Source organism: Candidatus Symbiopectobacterium sp. NZEC135 (assembly GCF_025962695.1).
Genome location: NZ_JAGFPF010000689.1, coordinates 1 through 1,039 on the forward strand (window position 1 = coordinate 1; position 1,039 = coordinate 1,039).

Genomic DNA, 1,039 nt, shown 5'->3' on the forward strand with positions numbered 1-1,039 from the left:
GCCAGCGTAATTTTTGGCCTCGGAATACCGTGGCTGTTCGGTTACCACCACTGGCGTCTGTCGCTGCCGGTGGTGTTGGGTACGCTCTGTTTTATTCTGGTGGTGTTTCGTCTGCTGCTTGAGCGCCCACTGCCCTCAGGCGCGCTAACCGCATTACTGGAGCCCCTGCTATGATTGACGCTCTGCTCAGTGCATTACCGCACGTGTTTGCACCGGCCAATTTATTTGCCGTGGTGCTGGGCACCGTAGCGGGATTGGTTGTAGGCGCGTTGCCCGGCCTGACGGTCACCACCGGTATCGCCATTCTGATCCCCTTGACGTTCGGCGTCGATCCGCTGTTTGCACTCGGCATGATGGCCGGGATGTATAACGGCGGCAGCTATGGCGGTGCCATTCCTGCCATTCTGCTACGCATTCCCGGCACACCCGCCTCGGTCGCTACCGTACTGGATGGCTACGCCCTGACCCGGCAAGGAAAGGCAGCCTATGCGTTACAGGTAGCGGTCACGTCAGGGGTGATCGGCAGTGCACTTTCTGCCCTGGCCCTGATTCTGTTCGCGCCGGGCCTGGCCTCCATGAGCCTGCTGTTTGGTCCGGCGGAGTATTTCTGGATGGCGCTGCTGGGGCTGGCTACCGTGACCTCGTTACTCGGTGATGATTTTATCAAGGGTGTCATTGCCGCCATCATCGGTCTGCTGATCGGCACCGTCGGGCTGGATATTTCCACCGGCGATGAGCGCTACACCTTTGGTATTCTTGAATTGACCGAAGGGCTGGACCTGGTGGTGTTGTTGACGGCGCTGTTCGCGTTCCCGCCTCTGATTCATATGCTGGAACAGGCCATTACCGCGGGCATGCCCGGTCACTTGCTGAAACTCAAACGACAGGGATCGGTACTCGCGCAATGGCGCAGCTTCTTGCCCGTTTGGCTGAGAAGTTCGGTGATTGGCATTATCGTCGGCGTACTGCCGGGTGCCGGCGGCAGCATGTCTTGCTATCTGGCCTATAACGACGCAAAGCGGCGCGGCAGCGATCCGGA

The 1,039-nt window shown here is 59.5% G+C and carries 1 protein-coding gene; it reads left to right on the forward strand.

Going from position 1 to position 1,039, the window contains the following annotated elements; translation table 11 throughout:
- Window positions 1-170: 170 nt before the first annotated feature.
- The coding region (locus J5224_RS29755) for a tripartite tricarboxylate transporter permease (protein WP_264628661.1) at window positions 171-1,039 on the forward strand (869 nt) is incomplete at its 3' end.